19 protein-coding genes are annotated in these 19,696 nt (G+C 67.6%); 3 read left to right on the forward strand and 16 right to left on the reverse strand.

The genetic code is table 11. From position 1 onward, the window contains the following. Window positions 1-30: 30 nt before the first annotated feature. The 15 genes from AC5RT3_RS12295 to dacB form a co-directional block, all read right to left on the reverse strand. Window positions 31-963, reverse strand: coding sequence for a 4-phosphopantoate--beta-alanine ligase (locus AC5RT3_RS12295; protein WP_494011878.1), 933 nt, complete (start codon window positions 961-963; stop codon window positions 31-33). Window positions 964-965: 2 nt separating this feature from the next. Next, window positions 966-1,859, reverse strand: coding sequence for a Rossmann-like and DUF2520 domain-containing protein (locus AC5RT3_RS12300; RefSeq protein WP_494011879.1), 894 nt, complete (start codon window positions 1,857-1,859; stop codon window positions 966-968). Continuing rightward, on the reverse strand, window positions 1,852-3,474 hold the full coding sequence (locus tag AC5RT3_RS12305) for a PH domain-containing protein (RefSeq protein ID WP_494011880.1): 1,623 nt from the start codon (window positions 3,472-3,474) through the stop codon (window positions 1,852-1,854). Before AC5RT3_RS12305 ends, AC5RT3_RS12300 begins: the two co-directional genes overlap by 8 nt. Further along, entirely contained in the window at window positions 3,471-3,983 is a 513-nt protein-coding gene (locus tag AC5RT3_RS12310) for a PH domain-containing protein (protein ID WP_494011881.1), read from the reverse strand. Before AC5RT3_RS12310 ends, AC5RT3_RS12305 begins: the two co-directional genes overlap by 4 nt. Continuing rightward, entirely contained in the window at window positions 3,964-4,509 is a 546-nt protein-coding gene (locus AC5RT3_RS12315; RefSeq protein WP_494011882.1) for a DUF3180 domain-containing protein, read from the reverse strand. The genes AC5RT3_RS12310 and AC5RT3_RS12315 overlap by 20 nt, the downstream gene beginning before the upstream one ends. Further along, window positions 4,506-5,051 carry a 2-amino-4-hydroxy-6-hydroxymethyldihydropteridine diphosphokinase gene (folK, locus tag AC5RT3_RS12320; protein ID WP_494124308.1) on the reverse strand — a complete coding sequence of 182 codons (546 nt, stop codon included), beginning with the start codon at window positions 5,049-5,051 and terminating at the stop codon, window positions 4,506-4,508. Before folK ends, AC5RT3_RS12315 begins: the two co-directional genes overlap by 4 nt. Further along, window positions 5,048-5,479 carry a dihydroneopterin aldolase gene (folB, locus tag AC5RT3_RS12325; RefSeq protein ID WP_494011884.1) on the reverse strand — a complete coding sequence of 144 codons (432 nt, stop codon included), beginning with the start codon at window positions 5,477-5,479 and terminating at the stop codon, window positions 5,048-5,050. Before folB ends, folK begins: the two co-directional genes overlap by 4 nt. A gap of 14 nt (window positions 5,480-5,493) precedes the next feature. Then, on the reverse strand, window positions 5,494-6,414 hold the full coding sequence (gene folP, locus AC5RT3_RS12330; protein ID WP_494124309.1) for a dihydropteroate synthase: 921 nt from the start codon (window positions 6,412-6,414) through the stop codon (window positions 5,494-5,496). A gap of 11 nt (window positions 6,415-6,425) precedes the next feature. Continuing rightward, on the reverse strand, window positions 6,426-7,070 hold the full coding sequence (gene folE, locus AC5RT3_RS12335) for a GTP cyclohydrolase I FolE (RefSeq protein WP_494052548.1): 645 nt from the start codon (window positions 7,068-7,070) through the stop codon (window positions 6,426-6,428). A gap of 9 nt (window positions 7,071-7,079) precedes the next feature. Continuing rightward, a complete protein-coding gene (gene ftsH, locus AC5RT3_RS12340; RefSeq protein WP_494052547.1) occupies window positions 7,080-9,143 on the reverse strand; it encodes an ATP-dependent zinc metalloprotease FtsH in 2,064 nt (687 codons plus the stop codon). 188 nt (window positions 9,144-9,331) lie between these two features. Further along, window positions 9,332-9,703, reverse strand: coding sequence for a VOC family protein (locus AC5RT3_RS12345; protein WP_494124310.1), 372 nt, complete (start codon window positions 9,701-9,703; stop codon window positions 9,332-9,334). Window positions 9,704-9,706: 3 nt separating this feature from the next. Then, complete coding sequence (gene hpt / locus AC5RT3_RS12350; RefSeq protein WP_009358389.1) at window positions 9,707-10,258, reverse strand: hypoxanthine phosphoribosyltransferase; 552 nt, start codon at window positions 10,256-10,258, stop codon at window positions 9,707-9,709. Window positions 10,259-10,288: 30 nt separating this feature from the next. Next, on the reverse strand, window positions 10,289-11,365 hold the full coding sequence (tilS, locus tag AC5RT3_RS12355; RefSeq protein ID WP_494124320.1) for a tRNA lysidine(34) synthetase TilS: 1,077 nt from the start codon (window positions 11,363-11,365) through the stop codon (window positions 10,289-10,291). A gap of 111 nt (window positions 11,366-11,476) precedes the next feature. Then, window positions 11,477-12,679, reverse strand: coding sequence for a zinc-dependent metalloprotease (locus AC5RT3_RS12360; protein ID WP_494052545.1), 1,203 nt, complete (start codon window positions 12,677-12,679; stop codon window positions 11,477-11,479). A 126-nt stretch (window positions 12,680-12,805) separates the two neighbouring features. Then, entirely contained in the window at window positions 12,806-14,314 is a 1,509-nt protein-coding gene (gene dacB, locus AC5RT3_RS12365; RefSeq protein WP_494052544.1) for a D-alanyl-D-alanine carboxypeptidase/D-alanyl-D-alanine endopeptidase, read from the reverse strand. A gap of 155 nt (window positions 14,315-14,469) precedes the next feature. On the opposite strand from dacB, the gene AC5RT3_RS12370 reads away from it, so the two are divergent. The 3 genes from AC5RT3_RS12370 (at window position 14,470) to AC5RT3_RS12380 (ending at window position 17,163) form a co-directional block, all read left to right on the forward strand. Beyond that, the gene (locus AC5RT3_RS12370; RefSeq protein ID WP_013599443.1) at window positions 14,470-14,958 is read left to right on the forward strand and encodes an inorganic diphosphatase; all 489 of its coding nucleotides are present in this window, start codon (window positions 14,470-14,472) and stop codon (window positions 14,956-14,958) included. 113 nt (window positions 14,959-15,071) lie between these two features. Further along, entirely contained in the window at window positions 15,072-16,397 is a 1,326-nt protein-coding gene (locus tag AC5RT3_RS12375; protein ID WP_494052543.1) for a carboxylesterase family protein, read from the forward strand. A gap of 13 nt (window positions 16,398-16,410) precedes the next feature. Further along, window positions 16,411-17,163: a DUF429 domain-containing protein gene (locus AC5RT3_RS12380; RefSeq protein WP_494052542.1), complete on the forward strand. Its 753-nt coding sequence runs from the start codon at window positions 16,411-16,413 to the stop codon at window positions 17,161-17,163. Here the strand turns inward: AC5RT3_RS12380 and AC5RT3_RS12385 are convergent. After that, complete coding sequence (locus tag AC5RT3_RS12385) at window positions 17,160-19,586, reverse strand: phosphoketolase family protein (protein WP_494124311.1); 2,427 nt, start codon at window positions 19,584-19,586, stop codon at window positions 17,160-17,162. The genes AC5RT3_RS12380 and AC5RT3_RS12385 overlap by 4 nt on opposite strands. Window positions 19,587-19,696: the final 110 nt, after the last annotated feature.

The following is a 19,696-nucleotide window of genomic DNA, read 5'->3' on the forward strand; positions in this document are numbered from 1 at the left end:
TGCGCCGGGTCATGAGTTCAGGGGTGCCGGTCACGAATTCAGCGGCACGTTGTCGATCAGCCGTACCGGACCCACCCTGGCGGCGATGAGTGCCAGCCCCTCGCCACGGAACGGGGTCTCGCGGCAGTTCTCGGCAAGAGGCTCAAGGGTGGCAGGATCCACCACGTCGAAGTAGTCCAGCTCCACCAGCGGCTGGGACTTCACCAGGTCCACGGCCGACTCCAGGTCCAGCGGTTCCCGTGCGGCGGCCCTTTCCTCCAGCAGCCGCAGCGCCCGGGACAGCACCAGCGCTGCCTCCCGCTCGTCGTCGGACAGGAAACGGTTACGGCTGGACAGCGCGAGTCCGTCGGCGGACCGGACGGTGGGAACCCCCACAATCTCCACGGGGAAGTTCAGGTCAGACACCATGCGCCGCACCAGTGCCAGCTGCTGGGCATCCTTCTGCCCGAAGTAGGCGCGGTAGGCCGGCAGCCGGTTCCCGGCAGCATCGGCTGCTGCCGGACCGGAAGCGGGCAGCCCCGCGGCAGGGATGCCGTAGTGCAGCAGCTTGGCCACCACGGTGAGGGCGCCGTCGAAGTGCCCGGGACGGGAGGCGCCCTCCCACTTCTCCCCCAGCCGTCCGGACGTGATCCGCACCAGCGGCTCCCCGCCGGGATAAACCTCCTCCACCGAAGGCGCGAAAGCCAGGTCCACACCCTCGGCGTCAAGCAGTGCAAGATCAGCGTCCAGCGTCCGCGGGTAACGGTCCAGGTCCACTGCATCGCCAAATTGCAGCGGGTTGACGAAGATAGTGGCAACCACCACGTCGTTCTGCGCGACGGCGGCACGCGCCAATGCGGCATGGCCCTCGTGAAGCGCGCCCATGGTGGGCACCAGGGCCTGGGATACTCCCTGCTTGTCGTCCAGGAGCCGGGCGCTTTCCGCGTGCAGTTCCGCCACTGTGGCCACGAGCTTGATGGGCAAGGTCAGTCCTCCCCCTGTTCCAGGGCGCGTCGCAGCCCTTCCAGCTGATCAGGCTTCAACAGTCCACGCCCTTCGGACCGCCGCGCCGTGGCCCGGGCCATCGAAAGGTAGGCCTCCAGCACATCTCCCTGCCCGCCGCCGTCGTACTCCCGAAGAGCCTCCGCGTGCGCCCGCACCGTTCCGACGTCGCCCCGCGCCACCGGTCCGGTCAGGGCTGACTCACCCGAGGCCAGTGCGTTCTCCAGGGTGGCGCGCAGCAGCGGGCCGAGCATGCGCTCAGGCTGCTCGACGCCCACCTCGCCCAGTAGCTGGGAAGCCTGCGCCACCAGGGTAACCAGGTGGTTTGACCCGTGCGCCAGGGCTGCATGGTAGAGGGTGCGGTCTGCCTCGGCGATGGCCACCGGCTCTGCCCCCATCTCCACCACCAGCGCCTGGGCGATCGGTAGCATGGCGGCGTCCGCCGTGACCCCGAAGGTGCAGTCAAGCAGCCGGGTGAGGTCAAGGCTCATCCCGGTGAAGGTCATGGCCGGATGGAGCGCCAGCGGAACCGCACCCGCGGCGCGCACGGGATGCAGGACGCCCACGCCGAACCGGCCCGACGTGTGTGCCACCAGTTGGCCCGGCTGCCATGCACCCAGGGTGGCCAGCCCGTCCACGAGATCCGGCAGGGCATCATCCGGCACCGCGAGCAGGACCAGTTCGGCGCGCTCCACTATTTCCTGCACCTGCAGGACCGGGACACCGGGAAGCAGCGATTCGGCCCGCTCACGGCTTGCGTCAGACACCGCAGACACCCCGACGACCGCGTGTTCGGCAGCGCGCAAGGCGGCGCCAAGGACCGCCCCCACTTTCCCTGCACCAATAATTCCGACGCCCAGGCGTCCGGGCTTAGCCATGCTGGCGGCCTTCCTGTTGATCGTGGGCAGGGGCTTCCGCAGGCTGAACCAGCGGCGACGGCTCAACTGCCGCCGGTGCTGGATCAACTAGAGCCGGTGCCGGCTCCATCCCCGCCGGGGCCACCTGCCGAAGCCATTGTTCTGTGGTCTGCCGCTTCCTGGCGAGCCTGGCCCGGGCTGACTGGGCGTCGAACAACGCGAGCGCCTGGTGGCTGTCCGCCTGGGCAAGCCGGGGCGTGACCGGACCGGCCGTGGTGTGCAGGACCAGGTCGGCAACACGGAACCGGCGGGCCAGCGGTCCCTGGTGCAGCGCCATGGACTGGGTTCGCTGGTGCGGCACCACCACAAGTTCCCGCCACCACCGTCCGGACCGGATGAGCAGGGCAGTGCCGGTGGCCCTGAACCCGTTCCGGCGCCAGCCCAAAGGGGCAAGAAGCCGGGCGCGCCGCGGAGTGGTGACGAAGCCGCCGTCGGAACCCAGTCCGGTGAGGCCGGCTCCAAAGACTGCAGCCGGCTGGTCCGTTCCGGGATCGGGCAGCACCAGTGCGAGCATGCTCATGACGTCGTCGAGCTTCCCCACGGGCAGCAGCGTGGTGCGGGAAGTGCCCTCCCCCGCGTTCTCCACCAGGCCGTAGCCGGCAACGTTGACCTGCATCCGGTACCAGCCGAAGGGGCGCCACAGCGGTGGCTGGGTGATCTTGAGGGCTTGGATCCGGCCGGGCGGGAGCGTCTGCGCCTGCGTGTCCAGCAGCCCGTACCGCAGCCGGATACCGTCCGGCGAGATGGCGGCAGTGAAGTTGTAGCCCTTGTTGAACAGGTTCCAGTAGCTCGCCGCGAGGCCCAGAGCCGCCGGGATCAGGTACAGGTAGAACCCCTGGTTGTCCGTCACGGCGGACAGGACCACGGACGCCACAGCGCCCAAGGCCACGAAAAAGCTCTGCTCGCTGAGCAGCAGCGAACCGGCAAGGCGCGACGGCGGCACCGCAAGTACCGGGAGTTCCGGCGCCTCGGGCGCGGCCTCGCCAGTCCCTTCCGGGCCGGGGTCCACACCGGCAGCCCGGGCGAGGATGGTGGCGCGGAGCTGCCGGGCATCGTCGATCTTCAGGTAGGCCAGGCGCACCGCGGACTCCCCGGCGTCCGCCACCTCGAACCTGAGTTCGGCCAGCCCGAAGATCCGGGCAAGCAGCGGCTGGACGATATCAATGGCCTGCACCCGGTCCAGCCTCGCCTGCCGCTGCTGGCGGAACAGGAAGCCGGTGTTGACCCTGACGTAGCCGGCGGATATCTGGTACTTGGTGAAGTACCAGGTCAGGACGAAACCCAGCACGGTGAGCAGCAGCAAGGTCCCGCCGCCGGCCAGCAGGAAGGGCGCCCGGCCCGCCAGCTCTTCCTCGAACACCGGCCGGCCCTGGAGGGACCGCTCAAAAATGTCGCGGCCGAAGAAGAAACCTATCGCGGCCAGCGCCACCCAGCCGCGGACGAACGGCGAGGCGGGGTGCACGCGCAGCCACTCGCCGTCGGACGCCGGATGGCCTGGAGCGGGCGGCGGAAACGCGGCAGGCAGGGGCGCGTTTGCCGGCTCACCCGGGCCGGGGATCCGCCCGTCAGCGGTCACAGCCCTGCCAGCCTGGCTTCGCCCCGGGCTGCCAGCTGTTCACGGAGCCGGGCACCTTCAGCTGCCGGCAGGCCCGGGATCCTGGCGTTGGTTCCGGGCGAAGCGGTGTGCAGCTTGAGCGTGCACAGGCCAAGCCCGCGTTCCACCGGCCCCACCCCGATATCCACGTACTGCATCCGGCCGTACGGAACGGCCAGGGTGCGCTGGAAGAAGATCCCGGTGCGGATCAGGAGGTCGTCATCCCGTTCGGCATAGCCAATGGCCCGGACCTGGCGCGGAATCAGCACCAGCCGCCAGATGGCCACCACCAGCATCACGGCTGGAACGGCAATGGCCAGCCACAGCGGTGGCCAGATCCACCAGCCCTGGAGAACCAACACCAGGGGCAGGGACAGCAGCAGCACCGCCACCACATTGCCCAGGGCCCACTCCACCAGGCGGACTGTGACGTACTTGGGCGATACCCGCTGCCAGTCGATGCCCGGCGGATCAATTGCCTCGGTATGCATATTCGCCTTCCCCCGTGGCTTCCCCGCGGACCGCGCGGCCGGGCTTGCCGTCCACGCCCTTGGTGTCGCCGTCCTCCGGCGGGATCCGGCAGAAGCGCTCCACCAGCAGGCCCACCACGATCATCACCAGCCCGCCGCCGGCCATGGCCAGGGCCAGCCAGGTGATGCCCTGGTCGCTGCGGAGGCTCCAGATGCGCAGCTGGTCCAGGAAAATACCCACGTGCCAGCCCAGGAGTACGGTGCCGGCGTAGGCGCAGGCCTGGGCGAGGACCAGGGTGCGGGCGGCCAGGAGCGGATCCAGCACAGTCTTCTTCTTCGTGCTGTCCCTCAGACTGTTGCGCCACCGCAAAACTCGAATGCCCAGGATCAGGGTGATGGCCACGATCACACCCATGGTGGCGAGTGCGGTGGCAGGCAGGACCGGAGTGGCCAAGCTGTACCGGCTGGTGACCACCGTGGCAGACCATCCGGCAACGGCCAGGATGACGCCGATTACCAGGAGGCGCAGCGGGCTGATGGGCTTCATCGTTCCTCCACCGCCCCGGCCGTGGGCATCCCGTCGAAATCCCCAAAGCCGTCGAACGGCGCCAGGTCGTCGAAGTCGTCGGCACGGGCAGCCAACGCACTGATGCGTTCACCCTCCAGTGTTGCGGCGGGTTCAATCAGGGACCAGGGGTAGAGGACGAAGGCCCGGCTGGCGGCGCGGGGATGCGGCAGCGTGAGCACGGGGTCGTCGCTGCGGAGGTCCCCGTAGGTGATGATGTCGACGTCGAGCGTCCGCGGCCCCCAGCGCACCTCCCGTACCCGGTGGTGCTTGTTCTCCACGGCATGGCAGTGTGCCAGCAGTTCGAGCGGGGAAAGGCTGGTTTCCACCGTAATGACCATGTTCAGGAAGTCGGGCTGGCCGGGCGGGCCGCCCACTGCCTTGGTCTGGACGATCGGGGACACGTCCAGGAGCCGCACTTCCGGCGGGTCAACGAGGTCACCCACCGCTTCTGACAGGGTGTCGTTCCGCTCCCCCAGGTTGCTGCCAAGGGCCAGCACCACCTTGGCATAGCCGGCATTCACGCCGTATCCCCCTCCACGGGCCTCTCCCCGTGCAGGGGCCGTTCCCTCCGGGCCGGCTGTTCCCGGTGCACGGGCTTTTCGCGGTGGACAGAGACTGCCACATCGCCGAAGGGCACCTCGATGGGCGCCTGCGGCTTGTGCACGGTGATGTCCACCGCCCGGAGCGGGAATTCCTCCAGCAGGCTGTCGGCAATCCTTACAGCCAGGGCTTCGATCAGGTTCAGCGGTTCACCTGAGACCCATTCGGTAATACGCTGCGCAACCTCGCCGTAGTGCGCGGTGTCGCTGACGTCGTCGGATTCCGCCGCCTTCGCGAAGTCCAGGTACAGCACCGCGTCCACCACAAAGGGCTGGCCCTCGCGGCGTTCAAAATCGAAAACGCCGTGATGGCCGACGGCGGTCACACCGGTCAGCGTAATCCTGTCCATGGGTCCCCCGGCCCTTACGTCGTTGTGGATGCTGCCGCCACGCGGGCGGCGACCTTGACGGCGTCCAGGCTGGCGCCGACGTCGTGCACGCGGACCGCCCAGGCACCGCGGTAGGCGCAGATCGCCGTGATCGCGGCGGTGGCGGCGTCGCGCTCCTCGGGAGAAGCGGACTTGCCGGCCACGGTCAGCAGGGTTCCCAGGAACCGCTTGCGGGACGCACCCACCAGGACCTTGTGGCCCAGGCTGTCCAGCTGGTCCAGGTTCTGCAGGAGTTCCCAGTTCTGGGCATCGTTCTTCGCGAAGCCCAGGCCGGGATCGATGATGATCTGGTCCTGGCTGACACCCGCGGCATAAAGCTTGTCCCGAACGCCGGCGAGTTCGGCCACCACTTCACCGGCCACATCCGCATATTCCGCAAGGGAATTCATGGTGCGGGCGTCGCCGCGGCGGTGCGTGAGGATGTACGGGACCTTGGAAGCGGCCACGAGTTCGGCCATTTCCGGTTCAATGCTGAGGCCGGAGATGTCGTTGATGATCGCTGCTCCGGCGGCAACTGCGGCAGCGGCAGTGGAGGCGTGGGTGGTGTCGATGCTGACCAGCGCCCCCGCCTTGACCAGGGACTCAACGACGGGAATGACACGGCGCTGCTCTTCGTCCGGGCTGACGTCCTCAGCGCCCGGGCGGGTGGATTCGCCCCCGACGTCGATGATGTCCGCTCCGGCGTAGAACATGCGCAGGCCAGCTGCGATGGCACTGTCCGCGCTGGCATGCTTGCCGCCGTCGCTGAAGGAATCGGGCGTGACATTCAGAATTCCCATGACAAGGGTGCGGCCGGTGGGGAGGTCTTCGAAGCGCGCTGCCGGGCGCGGTTTACGCAGGATGGGCAGCGGTGATGTTGCGGGCCCGGTTCCCGGGGCTGCAGCTAGTGAGTCCATGGTCTGTTTGGTTACCTTCCGAGGATGAGGCTCATGGCCTCGGCACGGGTGGCCGGGTCATGAAGCTGCCCGCGGACCGCGCTGGTGACGGTCTTCGCTCCGGGCTTGCGGATACCGCGCATTGACATGCACATGTGTTCGCATTCGACAACAACGATGGCACCACGCGGATTGAGGTGGCGGACCAGCGCTTCGACGATCTCAGTAGTGAGCCGCTCCTGAACCTGGGGGCGGCGGGCGTAGATATCCACGAGCCGGGCCAGCTTGCTCAACCCGGTGACTTTTCCGTCATGCGAGGGGATGTAACCCACGTGGGCCGTCCCGTGGAACGGCACCAGGTGGTGCTCGCAGGTGGAGTAGAAGGGGATGTCCTTGACCAGGACCAGTTCCTCGTGGTCCAGGTCGAAGGTGGTGGACAGGACGTCCGCGGGGTCGTGGTGCAGCCCCGCGAACACTTCCGCGTAGGCCTTGGCCACCCGTTTCGGGGTGTCAATCAGGCCGCCGCGGTCGGGGTCCTCGCCGATGGCCAGCAGGATTTCGCGGACAGCCGCCTCAATCCTTGGCCGGTCCACTTTCTGGTGCTTGGAATGGGAGGAACGGTCCTCCGCCAGGGTGCCGGCGGAGGTGGGAACGTCGTCGTCGTCGAAGGAAGTCACGAAGAAAGCTTAGCCGCGAAGGGCGTCAGGCCCCGATTCGGGGACGCCGCCCCGAAACGGAGCGTCTTCCGGAACGCCCTGCGGATGCGGGGGCTGGGCGTCCAGCGGCTCATCCAGGCGGGCCTGCTTGGCTTCCTCCTGCGCCTCGCGTTCGGCCCGTTCACGTGGCGATTCCACGGGACCGGCCATCTGCACCGGCCGCGTCTCCTTGGAGAGCCACACCTCGCGGAAGTCGCGCTTGCGGACATCGCGGAAGATGTCTGCGATCTCGGCCTGGTTCAGCGTTTCGCGTTCCAGCAGCTCGAGGGCAAGGCGGTCAAGGACGTCGCGGTTCTCGGTGAGGATGGCGTAAGCCTCGTCATGGGCCTGGTCGATCAGGCGGCGCACTTCCTCGTCCACCACGTACGCAATCTGGTCCGAGTAATTGCGCTCGTGCCCAGCGTCGCGGCCCAGGAACGGCTCGCCGCCGCCCTGTCCCAGGCGGACGGCACCCACGCGCTCGCTCATGCCGTATTCGGTGACCATCTTGCGGGCAGTGCCGGTAGCTTTTTCAATGTCGTTCGATGCGCCGGTGGACGGATCGTGGAACACGATCTCCTCGGCAACACGGCCGCCCATGGCGTAGGCCATCTGGTCCAGGAGTTCGTTGCGGGTTATGGAGTACTTGTCGTTCTCCGGCACCACCATGGTGTAGCCCAATGCTCGTCCGCGGGGAAGGATGGTGATCTTGGTGACCGGTGCGGAGTTGCGCAGCGCGGCCGCCACCAGCGCGTGGCCGCCTTCGTGGTAGGCGGTGATCTTGCGCTCGTGTTCCTTCATCACGCGGCTGCGCTTCTGCGGACCGGCCATGACGCGGTCGATAGCCTCGTCCAGCGCACGGTCATCGATCAGGTTGGCGTTGGAGCGGGCCGTGAGCAGGGCGGCCTCATTGAGCACGTTGGCCAGGTCCGCACCCGTGTAGCCGGGGGTCTTCTTGGCAACTGCCTTGAGGTCGACACCAGGGGCCATCGGCTTGCCCTTGGAATGCACCTGCAGGATCTGGTCGCGGCCGATCAGGTCCGGGGCCTCAACGCCGATCTGGCGGTCGAAGCGGCCCGGGCGGAGCAGGGCGGGGTCCAGCACGTCGGGACGGTTGGTGGCAGCGATCAGGATCACGTTGGTCTTGACGTCGAAGCCGTCCATCTCAACCAGCAGCTGGTTAAGGGTCTGTTCGCGTTCATCGTTGCCGCCGCCGATGCCGGCACCGCGGTGGCGGCCCACGGCGTCGATCTCGTCGACGAAGATGATCGCCGGGGAGTTGGCCTTAGCCTGCTCGAAGAGGTCGCGGACGCGGGAGGCACCAACACCGACGAACATTTCCACGAAGTCGGAACCGGAGATGGAGAAGAAGGGAACGCCTGCCTCGCCGGCGACGGCGCGGGCCAGGAGGGTCTTACCGGTACCCGGAGGGCCGTACAGCAGCACGCCCTTGGGGATCTTGGCGCCGACGGCCTGGAACTTGGCGGGTTCCTGCAGGAATTCCTTGATTTCCTGCAGTTCCTCGACTGCCTCGTCCGAGCCGGCGACGTCCGCGAAGGTCACCTGCGGCATGTCCTTGCTGACCATCTTGGCCTTGGACTTGCCGAACTGCATGATCTTGGAGCCGCCGCCCTGCATGCGGGTCATAAGGAACCAGAAGAGCGCGCCAAGGAGGATGACGGGGATCAGGAGGGACAGCAGGCCGGAGAACCAGTTGCTCTCGATGGGCTGGTCCGTGTAGCCCTGGGCCGGACGGGCATCGGTGACAGCCTTGACTACGTCCTCGGCGCGGGCGTCCACGAAGAAGAACTGGACGCTCTTGCCCTTGTCCTGGCCGTCCAGGTTCAGGTTGTCCCTGAGGGTCAGGTCAACGCGGTTTTCGCCGTCGAAGATCTTTGCCTGCTCCACCTGGTCGCCGGCCAGCAGTTCAAGGCCCTTGTCGGTGTCGATCCGTGCCGCACCGCCGGGAGCCAGCGTCGCAAAAGCCACCAGGAGCAGACCGACCACGACGACGATCCAGATGCCCGGGCCCTTGAAAAAGTTCTTAGCTTTCATCTGTTCGGGGGCTGGCCCCGTCCCTTCTGGTAGTGCTGCACGGCGAGTAGTCTGCGCGCGTGATGGTGCTGCGTCAGCTTCTAGCTATACACCGTCCGGAGTAGATCACGCATGGTGAAAAGCAAAAGTTCCCTATGGGCGTACGGGCACAAGGGCCGGCCCGGGGACTGCCGGGTGCACACCGGCACCTACACCTGCTGGTCCAGGTAAACGGGGTTGCCGTCCGGGTCTGCCAGGATCGCGCTTGCGGGGCCCGCCGTTGCCTCGTCCGCCTCGGCGTCGAACCTGACGCCTTGGGCCTTCAGCTGCCGCTGGAGTTCACGGACATCCGTGAACGAGCCGAGCGCTTCGGCGTCCTGGTTCCAGCCCGGGTTGAAGATCAGCACGTTTTTCTCGAGCATCCCCTGGAACAGCCCGATGTTGGCGTGGCCGTTCTTCATGATCACCCAGTTCTGGGCCGGATCCCCGGCGTATTGCGCAAAGCCCAGTTTCGCGTAGAACTCCATGGACGCCGCAAGGTCCTCCACGGCGAGGCCTACCGAGAACGCGCCGAGTTCCATGGCTTACTCGTAAACGTGCGGGGCCAGCGTGCCCACGAAGTCCAGGTTGCGGTACTTCTCGGCATAGTCCAGGCCGTAGCCCACCACGAACTCGTTGGGGATGTCGAAGCCCACGTACTTGACGTCGATTTCCACCTTGGCGGCGGTGGGCTTGCGGAATGCGGTGCAGATTTCCACGGACGCGGTGCCGCGCGATTCCAGGTTGGTCTTCAGCCAGGAGAGGGTTAGGCCTGAATCGATAATGTCCTCGACGATCAGCACGTCCTTGCCCATCAGGTCCGTATCGAGGTCCTTGAGGATGCGCACCACGCCGGAGGACTGCGTGCCGGAGCCGTAGGAGGAGACAGCCATCCAGTCCATGGAGATGTGGCTGTGCAGCGCCCGAGCCAGGTCAGCCATGACCATGACGGCGCCCTTGAGCACACCCACGATGAGGATTTCGCGTCCCTCGTAGTCCTTGTCGATCTGGGCTGCGAGTTCGGTGATCCGCTGCTGGATCTGTTCCTTGGTGTAGAGAACGTGCTTGAGGTCTGCCTGGACGTCGTTTGAATCCACCAATGGCTCCTGTGTAGATGCGGGGTGCGACTATTTTGTGGGCGGTTTTTGATGCCGGAACACTAGCTTCCCACAGCGCGGCCCTCCACGGGGAACGGATCCGGGCTCCGGACCGTCCGGCAGTGCAGGTGCAGCATCCGTTGCGCTTTCGAGTTCAGCGAGCGACAACCGGTACACGCCCACCCCGCCCGGAAGCTGGACGGGACCCGCGGAACCCTGCCGCCGCAGCAGCGCCTCCGCCGCAACGAGCCGCTGGTAGCTGGGCTGCTGCCCGCCGACGTCGGCCGCTGCCTTGGCGATCACGCGGAAGCGGATGGCGGGGGCCAAAGCACGCAACGACTCCTCCGGCAAAGCCACGTCCTGTCCGTTCCGTTCCGCCAGGGAAAGGTAAGTGCTTTCCGCCACGTTCTCGAGGTAGTCGGCGTCGAGCTGCAGGATGGCGGCCGTACGGGCGAGGGATTCGGCGACGCCGGGGCCCAGCTTCTCCTCAAGGTGCGGGAGGACTTCAACCCGGGTGCGGGACCTGGCAAAGGACGGGTCGGTGTTGGTGGGATCGTGCCACGGCTCCAGTTCCTCCACGGCGCAGATTTCTTCGGTGTCCGCCCGCCGGAGGTTCAGGAAAGGCCGGAGCAGGATGCTGTTTCCCTGGCCCTGGCGGGCCGGCCGCATGCCTGCAAGGGAACGGGTTCCGGAGCCGCGGGCAAGCCCCAGCAGGACCTGTTCGGCCTGGTCATCGAGCGTGTGCCCGAGCAGGATCGCGTCCGCGCCCTGGCCGGCAGCCGCCGCTTCCAAAGCTTCGTGCCGCGCTTCCCGGGCTGCAGCCTCCGGGCCCATGCCCGCGCCTGCCACCGTCACGGTGCGGATCTCCACCGGGGACAGCCCCAGGTCCTTGAGCGCCGCCGCGGTGCGTGCGGCCACGTGGCCCGAACCCTCCTGCAGCTGGTGGTCAACCACCACCGCACCCACCGTCACGGGGTGGCCGTCAACATGCCCGCGGCGGGCGAAATAGGCTGCGACGGCGGCGAGCGCCAGGGAGTCCGGCCCGCCGCTGCAGGCCACCAGGAGGTGCCCGGGGTAGCCGGCCTGGGCAAGAGCGTCGCCCAACATTTTGCGCGCAGTGCCGACGACGGGCGCGAGCCTGCCTGGCCGGCGTCGTCCGCTGGGGACGTTTGCAGCAGCGGCGGCTGCAGGTACAACGTCAGGCGCAGCGTCAGGCAATTACAGTCCCATCCGCTCAAGCCACAGCTTGGCGTCGTGGATTTCAGGCTCGGTGGGCAGGTGGTCCACAGACTCCCAGACCCGGTTGAACCCTTCCATCCCGGCAACATCCACCACGGCGCGGACAAACCGGGCGCCGTCGGAGTACTGGCGCATCTTGGCATCGAGGCCCAGGAGGTTGCGGATGAACTTCTCGATCACGCCGCGGTCCTTGCCGCGGTCGTTGAACCGCTGCCGGATGGTCTTCACGGACGGCACGATGCTGGCGTCGACGGCGTCCATCACCACATTCGCATGCCCCTCCAGCAGGCTCATCACGGCAGTGAGGTGCGAGATGGCGGCCTTTTCCTCCGGGTCCTGCAGCAGGTCCAGGATGGCGCCGCGGCCCGGCGTATTACCGTTGGCCGAGCGGTCCTTCAGCGACCGGGCGGCCGCGGTGGCCCGCTCCATCAGCGAGTCGACGTTGCCGAGCAGGTGCCCGCTGAGTTCGTCGATCTGCTGCAGCATGTGGTGCCGCAGCCACGGGGCAGCGGCGAACTGCACGCGGTGGGTCTGCTCGTGCAGGCACACCCACAGGCGGAAATCCTCCGGCGTGACATTAAGTTCGCGCTCCACGGACACGATATTGGGCGCAACCAGCAGGAGCCTGCCGCCCGATGGCGCAACCGACCCTTCGGCCATGGCGGCGAAGGGATCGTACTGGCCCAGCACCTTGCTGGACAGGAAGGCCAGGACGGCGCCCAACTGGCTTCCGGTGATGGCACCGCTGACGCTGGCGGCCGCAGGGCTCAGGGAGCCGCGGCGGTTTTCAAGCATCTTCTCCATGGCGGGCTTCAGCATCACCGCGAAGCTCTGGGTGTTTGCCTTCGCCCAGGATGCCCTGTCCACCACCAGCACCGTGGAGTCCCGCAGGTCCCTGGCCGCTTCGAGCCCGGTGATTTCGTGGACGTGGGACACCGAAGCGTCGGCAAGCCGGCGCAGGCTGTCCACGGCTTCCCCGATTTCCGCCTGGTCCAGGACCGGCCCGGCGGGAGCAAGCCGCGCCGCAGCCGAGGCCGCGAGATCCCAGTTGATCAGGGATTGGGCAGTGACTGGCTGGGCAGCGTTGGGCTGCGCACTAGTGGACTGCCCGTTCGTGGACAGGGCTTCTGAGCCGTCCGATGAGGGCAAGGTCGATGCGGACTCGCGTGCAATGGACTCCATAGGTCCCATCAGAACACAGCAGGCCGGGGATCGTCCTTAAGTTCGCTGACCGGCGAACCAGAGGGGTCCGGTAACTTACACAGCCTTACCACGGCTTGCGGCCACAGAACGGGCGCGCCGCGAATCCTAGCGGCAGCCGCAGGCGGCGAGGGCCGTGGCCGCCCTGTCCAGCGCTACTTTATTGCCGGCGGCTCCGGGGGTGAGCCCGTTGCCGATGAAGGAGAACACCAGCAGCCGGCCGTCCGCATCCACTACATAGCCGCTCAGCGCCAGGACCGTGTTCAGGGTGCCGGTCTTGGCCCGCACCAGCCCCGCGCCGCCCGCCGTGGTGCCTTCCCCGTACCGCGTGTCCAGGGTGCCGGTCAGCCCCGCCACGGGGAACCCGTCCAGCGCTTCCCGGAGCCTGCCGTCAGTGCCGGCCGTCATGGTGCGCACCACCTCGGCGAACTGGCGGGCGGAGACCTGGTTGCCCATCGCGAGCCCGCACACATCAACGAGCTTCATGGATTCCGCGGGGATTCCGGCCTCTGCCACCTGCGCGCGGACAGCCGCCGTGGCGCCGTCGTTGCTGCCGGGCAGGCCGGCGGCAAGGGCAGCAAGCCGGCCCAGTGCCTCCGCCAGGTAGTTGTCCGATTCCTGCAGCATCAGGTCAACCTGCTGGGCCACCGTGGCTGATTCCACTTCCGCCAGGACCGCAGGGTCCGCACCAGCCCCACCTTGGCCTGCCCCCGGTGAACGTTCGACGCCGGCCGCCACAGTGAGTCCCGCGGCCGCACCCGCTTCCCGCAGCCGGGCCGCAAACACCTCCGCGGCCGTGATGGCCGAGTCCTGCGGGCGCGGCCCGGTGGTGACGGCAGGATCGAAGCGTGCCGAATTGAGCGCCAGCGGGTAGAGCGGCGCCACCTCGCCGGCGGCAACATCGCCCTCTTGCCAGGCAGGGTTGAGGGCTGGCCCGGTAAAGAGGGAATCGTCCACCAGGACCTTGACCTCGCCGATTGTTCCACGTGCCTGCAGCCCTTCGACCGTCCGGGCCGCCAGGGTGGCCAGGCCGGCATGGCCCAGCACCCCTTCGACGTCGGATTCCCCCGGGCCCAGCAGGACGTCCCCGCCGCCCGTGAGAACTACCTGGCCCGCGGCCGGACCGGCAGTAACGGTTGTGCTGAATCGATGGTCCGGGCCCAGGGTGCGCAGCGCGGCCATCGCCGTCAGGAGCTTCATGTTCGACGCCGGCACGCGGCCTTCGGAGCCGCCCCTGTCGAAGAGGACCTGGCCCGTGAGCGCATCCTGGACGATGCCCGTGAAAGTGCCGCCGCCGTCGGCCTTCAACAGGGGATCCACCTGGGCGGTGAGCGCTTCCCGGGACGGAACCGCTGCGGATGCGTCCAAAGCGGCAAGTCCTTGGCGCGGGGAAAGAGTTGACGGGGCCTGCTGCCATTCCGGCGCGGCGGGCGCCGGGGCGGGCGGTTCCGGGCCAAGGAATCCGGGGGCCACGAGCATTACGGCGGGGATGGCCAGGACCGCCAGGAGCGCGGTGAGCACGGCCAGCGGCCAGGTGCGGCGGACACCCTCCCCGCCGCTTTTGACATTCCGGCGGATGCGGTCAGGCCACGGATCCGTGCCGGTTGTTTTGGTCATGCTGGTGCTGGTCCTCAAGTCCTGAAATTTCCCCACAAGTTCCTGATTCCAGGGCCTCTCGCTATATCCTCAATTGTAGTCGGCGGCACGGACACTCCTTTTTGTGGGCCCGTCAAGTGTGCCGCGCACCCCCTGCAATCGCCGAGGAGCATTCCATGAAGCACGACGTGACCATCGAGATCCCCAAGGGATCGCGCGTCAAGTACGAAGTTGACCACGAGACCGGCCGCGTCCGCCTGGACCGCGTCCTCTTCACCGCCATGCAGTACCCCACCCACTACGGGTACTTCGAAAACACCCTCGGCGAGGACGGCGATCCCCTGGACGCACTGGTGCTCCTGCAGGACTTCGACCTGCACCCGGGCGTCATCGTCGAGTCCCGCCCCATCGGCGTCTTCAACATGACCGACGACGGCGGCGGAGATGCCAAGATCCTGTGCGTCCCCGTGGACGCCCGCTTCGACCACATCCAGGAAGTCAGCGACGTCAACGAGTTCCTGATCAAGGAAATCGAGCACTTCTTCACCCGCTACAAGGACCTGGAGCCGGGCAAGTGGGTCAAGGCCGAGGGCTGGGGCGACCGCGCCGCCGCCGAGGCAGAGCTGGAAGCCTCCATCAAGCGCTACGTGCCCACCGGCCACTAATCCCCACAAATCCCCGTCTGCTGGACAGATCCCCGCATCGTGCAAGGGGGAATAGTCCAGGAGGCGGGGATTTCTGTTGCCCCGCCATCTTGAACATGTGGAATCGTGGACCTGTGATTTCCGAGGCTACCTTCCATCCCCCGTGCGGCCCGGTGCTCGGTTGGCGGGATGGAAACGTCCTCCGCGCAACCGGCATCCCCTATGCCACCGCCGCCAGGTTCCAGCCGCCCGTCCCGGCCCCGGACTGGACGGAAACCTTCTCCGCCACCTCACTGGCACCGGCGTGCCCGCAGGGCCCGGTCCCCTTCCTCGACGACGTACTGGGCACCCGCTACGGTGAACTTCCCGGCAGCGAGGACTGCCAGAACCTGTCCATCACCATGCCCGGGAATGTTGCCGCCGATGAGCGCCTGCCCGTCATGGTGTGGATCCACGGCGGCTCCTACACCACCGGTTCGGGCGACCTGGCGATCTTCGATCCTGCCGTGCTGGTGGCCGAGAACCGCGTGGTGGTGGTTTCCGTGACCTACCGGCTGGGACTGTTCGGGTTCCTGGCCACGCACAGCGGCCGGCCCGGAAACCTTGGTTTGCTGGACCAGCTGGAAGCGCTCAGGTGGGTGCGGCGGAATATCGCCGCCTTCGGCGGCGACCCCGGCCGGGTGACCGCGTTCGGCCAGTCCGCCGGCGGTGATGCGATCGCCCACCTCATGGCCACGCCGGAAGCGCCGTCCCTCTTTCAACGGGCCATCATCCAGAGCGCACCGCTGGGCATCGCCCGGGGCCGGGCGAAGATGAACCACGCCATGGGCATCGCGGCCGACGCTGTCACTGAGGACACTTCAGCCATGGAAGTGGTGGAGCGGGAAGCGCACGTTGCCCAGGTGGCCCGCAGGTTCGGGATGCTGGCGGCGATGCCCTTCGGAACCCAGTACGGGCACGAGCCGCTGCCCGAAGAAAAGGACATCGAGGCCGCGTGGAACCGTTCAGCCCCGGGAATCGACGTGCTGATTGGACATACCTCGGAGGAAGCACGGCTGTTCCTGCCACGGAACCCGCTGCTGATGCGGGTGGAAGGCGTTCCCGTGGTGGGAGCTGCGGCGGTGCGCGCTGTGGACCGGGTGGTCACCGAAACCGTGTACGGCAGGGCGGCGCGCAAGTTCGCCCGCCGCCATGCACGCGCAGGCGGACGGGCGCACCGCTACATCCTGCACTGGCACGCCCCGGGCAACATCTTCGGTGCTGCCCACACCATTGACCTTCCGCTGCTTTTCGGCACGCGCACCACGTGGGACGGCGTGGGCCTGATCGCCGGTGCTGGCTGGGACGAGGTGGACGCGGTGGGCAGGCAGTTGCGGGCCCTCTGGGCAGGCTTCGCCCGCGGCGATGCGCTGGGTGAAGCGGGCGGCATTCCGGGGGCCCTCACCTACCACGCGGCCTGACTCAGGAGTTCACGTGAAGACGCTCGGCGTGGACCTGGCTGCGGCCACCAAGAAGACTGCGGTGGCAGTCATCGAGTGGGTCGGTGGTGCAGCAAAGCTGGTGCACCTGGCGCTCGATGTGGACGACCAGGGGATCGTGGACCTGTTCGGCGGCTCCGACATGGCCGGCATCGACTGTCCCGTGGGCTGGCCGGAGGCGCTGGTACCGTTCCTCACCGGGCACGCAGCCTTCGACGCCGGTCCGGTCCTTGCGCACGACGGCATAGCGGGCCGGCGCCTCCTTGCCTACCGCGATACGGACCGGTTCGTCACCGCCCGCACAGGGCTCATCCCGCTGAGCGTCTCCGCGGACCGGCTGGCCCATCCCGCCATGCGCTGCGCCGTGATCCAGGCAAAGATCGCGGCGCTCCACGGGCCGCAGGCAAGGGACGGCTCCGGCCGGCTGGCGGAGGTCTACCCCGCAGCTTCGCTGAAGATCTGGGGACTCAACGGGCGCGGCTACAAAGGACGCGGCGTTCCCGAATCGGAACGGCTCGGCGTGTTGCTGGACGCCTTGCGAAGCCAGGCGCCCTGGCTGGACCTGGCCGGGCACGCGGACAGACTTGCCGGATCGGACGACCTGTTTGACGCCGTCGTCGCCTCCCTCACAGCCCGCGCCGTGGCCCGCCGTCGTACGCTCCTGCCCAGCCGCGAAGACACAGCAGCCGCACGCAGTGAGGGGTGGATCCACCTGCCATCGTGCGCTCTGGAAGAGCTGGTGGACTAAATCTGGTCAGCTCCCAAGCTCCCAAGCTTCCAGTTCCTGATCTCCTCCGGGTCCTCGCCGTGGGTGCGGGTGTACTCCCACGCCCTCATGCGCCGGTCCTGCAGGTCCTGCCGGAGGAGCGAGTGCTTCTCCGCCAGCCCCGGAACGCGGTCGATCGCGTCGATGGCGAGCTGGAACCGGTCGATGCCGTTGAGCATGGCCATGTCGAACGGCGTGGTGGTGGTCCCCTCCTCCTTGTAGCCGCGCACGTGCAGGCCTTCCTGGTTGGCGCGGCGGTACGTGAGCCGGTGAATCAGCGCCGGATAGCCGTGGTACGCGAAGATGATCGGCTTGTCAGCGGTGAAGATCCCGTCAAAGTCGCGGGCCGGGAGCCCGTGCGGGTGCTCGCTCGAGTCCTGCAGGCGCATCAGGTCCATCACGTTGACCACGCGGACCTTCAGTCCGGGGGCACCTTCGCGGAGGAGTTCCGCCGCTGCCACGGTTTCCACGGTGGGGACGTCGCCGGCGCAGGCAAGGACGACGTCGGGCTCCTCGCCCGGCACCTCCGACCCCGCGAACCGCCAGATTCCCAGGCCACGGCGGCAGTGGTTGGCCGCATCTGCCGGCCCCAGCCAGGTGGGCGAGGGCTGCTTGCCGCTGACCACGATATTCACGTAGTCCGTGGACGCCAGGCAGTGCTCCATGACGGACAGCAAGGTGTTGGCGTCGGCCGGCAGGTAGACCCGGATGACCTCGGCCTTCTTGTTCACCGCGTGGTCGATGAACCCGGGATCCTGGTGCGAGAACCCGTTGTGGTCCTGCTGCCAGACGTGCGAGGACAGCAGGTAGTTCAGCGACGCCACCGGCTGGCGCCACGGCAGCTTGCGGTGCACCTTCAACCACTTGGCGTGCTGGTTGAACATGGAGTCCACAATGTGGATGAACGCCTCGTAGCAGCTGAAAACCCCATGCCGGCCGGTCAGCAGATAGCCCTCGAGCCAGCCCTGGCACAGGTGCTCACTCAGGACCTCCATGACCCGGCCGGACCGCGCAAGGTGCTCGTCGGCGTCGTCGATCCGGTACTGCCACACCTTGTCCGTGACCTCGTAGACGTTCTGCAGCCGGTTCGACGCCGTCTCGTCCGGGCCAAAGAGCCGGAAGTTTTCCATGTTCAGGGAAATGACGTCCCGCATCCATGAGCCCAGGGTGATCATCGGACTGACCCGTTCCGTGCCGGGGGCTGCGACCTCCACGGCGTGGTCCCGGTACTGGGGCAACTTCAGTGCACGCCGGAGCAGGCCGCCGTTGGCGTGCGGCGTCGCGCTCATCCGGAAGTTTCCGGTTGGCGCCCCCTCGGCGACATCGGGCCGGAGCCGCCCGTCGCCGTCGAACAGGTCTTCGGGGCGGTAGGACTTCAGCCACTCCTCGAGCTGCCTCAGGTGGTCCCCGTTGGTCCGCACCTCCGAGAGCGGGACCTGGTGGCTGCGCCACGTGCCCTCCACCTGCTTCCCGTCAACGCTGCGCGGCCCGGTCCAGCCCTTGGGCGAGCGCAGCACGATCATGGGCCAGCGCGGCGCTCCCTGGTCCGCGGCATCCCGGTTTTCGGAATTTTCGGCGGGGACCCGGTAGGCGTCCTGGATTGCGCGGATGTCCGCCATGCACCGGTCGAGCGCTTCGGCGAAGTCGCGGTGCGCTTTTTCAAAGGCATCGGGGTGGTCCACAGTGACGAAGTACGGCTCGTGACCGTAGCCGCGCAGCAGCTGTTCCAGCTGCTGCTCCGGCATCCGTGCCAGGACGGTGGGGTTGGCGATCTTGTAGCCGTTGAGGTGCAGGATGGGCAGCACGGCGCCGTCGGCTGCCGGGTCCAGGAAGTTGTGGGAGTGCCAGCTGGCGGCCAGCGGCCCGGTTTCGGCCTCGCCGTCGCCGATCACGACGGCGGTGACCAGTTGGGGGTTGTCGAACACCGAGCCGTAGGCGTGGGCCAGCGAGTAGCCCAGTTCACCACCCTCGCTGATGGATCCGGGGCTCTCCGGGGCGGCGTGGCTGGGGATGCCGCCCGGGTAGGAGAACTGGCGGAAGAGCTCCGCCATGCCCTCGGCGTCGTTGCCCACGTGGGCGTAGATTTCGGAGTACGTGCCTTCCAACCAGGCATTGGCGACGACGGCGGGGCCGCCGTGGCCGGGTCCCGCCACGAAGAGCATCTCGGTGGAGTCCCGGCGGATAACGCGGTTCAGGTGAGCGTAGACGAAGTTCAGTCCCGGGGTGGTCCCCCAGTGCCCCAGCAGCCTGGATTTGGTGTGCTCGGCTGTGAGCGGTTCACGCAGCAGCGGGTTGGAGCGGAGGTAGATCTGGCCAACGGAAAGGTAGTTGGCGGCCCGCCACCACCGGTCCACGAGTTCGAGTTCTTCCTGCCCTGTCTCTTCCTGCCCCATGCTGCCGGTCATAGCCATCCTCACGTCGCGTCTGCCGCCTTCCGGCAGCCGTCACTCCATCGCAACAGATGGGCCGGGCCGAGGCAACTGTTGGTGGCAGGATCCGGTCCGTCGTGCGGCTT

Source organism: Arthrobacter sp. Y3221159, from assembly GCF_059089885.1.